The sequence below is a fragment of the Mycobacterium sp. genome (assembly GCF_019243155.1).
GTDB lineage: Bacteria > Actinomycetota > Actinomycetes > Mycobacteriales > Mycobacteriaceae > Mycobacterium.
The window spans coordinates 1-3,055 of sequence record NZ_JAFAUS010000230.1; the positions used below are offsets into that span (position 1 = coordinate 1).

2 protein-coding genes are annotated in these 3,055 nt (G+C 66.3%); both read right to left on the bottom strand.

All coding sequences use genetic code 11. The features are described from left to right. Positions 1 to 1,301: MFS transporter (locus JOZ00_RS11505; RefSeq protein WP_293343871.1), on the bottom strand; the 1,301-nt coding region annotated here is incomplete at its 3' end. 57 nt (positions 1,302 to 1,358) lie between these two features. After that, a partial coding sequence (gene uvrB, locus JOZ00_RS11510; protein WP_293343873.1) for an excinuclease ABC subunit UvrB occupies positions 1,359 to 3,055 on the bottom strand: 1,697 nt, incomplete at its 5' end.

A 3,055-nucleotide genomic window follows, 5' to 3' on the forward strand; every position in this document is an offset into this window, starting at 1 on the left:
ACCCCGTCGCCGCCCTTGGCGGCGTTGACCACGACGCCGGCCAACCCGGCTGCGATGGCGGCCGAGATCAGCTGAACGGTGTTGATCGCCGCCGACGCGGCACCGCGTTCGGCCGGGTCGTTGACCGAGCCCATCGCGCGTGCCGACAGGTGCGGCCAGGCCATGCCGATTCCGATGCCGGCCACCACGAGAGCAACCCACAGCACGGCGGTCCAGGCGTCGCCGTCACCGCGTCGGGCAACTGCGGCGAGAGCCAAGCCTGACGCGGCCACCATCGGGGCAAGCAGGATCACCCGAGACACCGTTCGCGGATTTTCCAAGGATGCGCTGACTATTTCGCTCACCGTCCAGCCGAGCGCCAGCGCCGCCCCCAGGAATCCGGCCGCGATCGGGGTCAGATGCGCCAGGCGCTGACCGAACAGCGGTACGTAGGTGTTGACCATCGCGGCGCCCATCAGCGCGCCCATCGTGAGATAGATCCACTTCAGCGGCCCCGGACGGAAAACGCTGGGCGGCAGTATGGCCGAATGCATCCGCCAGTCGACGACAACGAACAGGCCGACCAGCAGGATGCCGACCGTGAGCAGCGCGAAGGTCTTGACGATGTTGTGTGGGATCTGGGCGACGCTGACCGCCAGCACCGCGACACCGATGATCAGCAGCGATCGGACCGGCACCTTCACCCTCGGATGATCCGTGCTCGGACTGACGCGGGCCAGCGCGACGGGCACCAACAGGGCCATCAGCGCCGTCAGCACCGCCATTGCGACAAACGCCCACCGCCACAGACCCAATTGCGCGAACAGACCACCCGTCGTGGGCCCGACCACGGTCGCGACGCCCCACATCGCCGACACCAGCGCCGAACCCCGCGTCCACAGCCAGCGCGGCAGCGCGGAGTTGATCACCGCGTAGCCGAGACCGGCCAGCAGGCCCCCGGCGACTCCCTGCAGAGCGCGCCCGGCTATCAAAACCTCCATGTTGGGTGCCGCACCGCAAACCAGACTCGCGACGCCGAACACGGCGAGTCCCATCAGATATGACGACCGAGCGCCCACCCGCAGCAGCATCGGATTGACCATCGTGGCGGCGACCACGGACCCGACCAGATACAGCGTCGTCACCCACGCGTAGAGCCGGCTGCCGCCGATTTCGGCGATGGTATTGGGCAATAAACTGGTGGTCAGAAACTCATTCGTGGCGTACAGCGCGACCCCACCGGCCAGTAGAACGGATGTCCAGAGATACCTGGCTCCCAGCAGTTCTCGCCAGCCGCCGGTGATAGTCGCCGTGTCGGTCACACCTCTACCGTATGGGTTGAGTCGGGGGCCGGCCTCAGAGATCGACTGCTGGCAAACTCATTTCAGCCCGGCGGCGTCCATTCCGCGCAGTTCCTTCTTCAGGTCCGCGATCTCGTCGCGGAATCGCGCGGCCAGTTCGAACTGCAGGTCGCGGGCGGCGGCCATCATCTGTTCGGTGAGATCCTTGATCAGGTCGGCGAGTTCGGCGCGCGGCATGCTGGTCGTGTCACGGCCCTCGAACACACCCGCACTGACCGCGCGACCCGGTTCGCCCTGGGCACGGCGGCCGCGGGAGGCGTTGCGTCCCGACCCGCCGATCTCCACGGATTCGGTGTCGTCGGCCTCGCGGTAGACCTGGTCGAGGATGTCGGCGATCTTCTTGCGCAGCGGCTGCGGATCGATGCCGTTTTCCTCGTTGTAGGCGATCTGCTTCGCGCGGCGGCGTTCCGTCTCGTCGATCGCCTCTTTCATCGAATCGGTGATCGAGTCGGCATACATGTGCACTTCACCGGAGACGTTGCGGGCGGCACGGCCGATGGTTTGGATCAGGCTGCGCGATGACCGCAGGAAGCCTTCCTTGTCGGCGTCGAGGATCGCCACCAGCGACACCTCGGGCAGGTCCAGGCCCTCGCGCAGCAGGTTGATGCCGACCAGCACGTCGTACTCGCCGAGCCGCAGCTGACGCAGCAACTCGACGCGGCGCAGGGTGTCGACTTCCGAGTGCAGGTAGCGGACCCGGATGCCCATCTCCAGCAGGTAGTCGGTGAGGTCTTCGGCCATCTTCTTGGTGAGCGTCGTCACCAGTACTCGCTCGTCGGCGTCGGTGCGCTTGCGAATCTCGCCGATCAGGTCGTCGATCTGACCTTTGGTGGGTTTGACCACCACTTTCGGATCCACCAAGCCGGTGGGCCGAATGACCTGCTCGACGAATTCGCCAGCGGCTTGGCTGAGCTCATAGGGGCCGGGTGTCGCGGACAGGTACACCGTCTGCCCGATGCGGTCGGCGAACTCCTCCCAGGTAAGCGGGCGGTTGTCACACGCCGAGGGCAACCGGAAGCCGAATTCCACCAGGTTTCGCTTGCGCGACATGTCGCCCTCGTACATGCCGCCGATCTGCGGCACGGTGACGTGCGACTCGTCGATGACGAGCAGGAAGTCCTCCGGGAAGTAATCCAGCAGCGTCGCGGGCGGCGAACCCGGTCCCCGGCCGTCGATGTGACGCGAGTAGTTCTCGATGCCGGAGCAGAACCCGACCTGGCGCATCATCTCGATGTCGTAGTTGGTGCGCATCCGCAACCGCTGCGCCTCGAGCAGCTTGTTCTGGCCCTCGAGCTCGGCCAGTCGCTCCTCCAGCTCCGCCTCGATCGTCGAGATCGCGTGCGCCATTCGCTCGGGCCCCGCCACGTAGTGCGTGGCCGGGAAAATCCGCAGCGAATCGACCTGGCGGATCACCTCGCCGGTCAGCGGGTGCAGGTAGTAGAGCGCTTCGATCTCGTCGCCGAAGAACTCGATGCGGATGGCCAGCTCTTCGTAGGACGGAATGATGTCGACGGTGTCCCCGCGCACCCGAAACGAGCCCCGGGTGAACGACAGGTCGTTGCGGGTGTACTGCACGTCGACCAGCAGCCGCAGCAGCCCGTCCCGTGGTACCTCGGTGCCGACCTGCAACTCCACGGAGCGGTCCAAATACGACTGGGGCGTGCCCAGGCCGTAGATGCACGACACCGAGGCCACCACGACGACGTCGCGGCGCG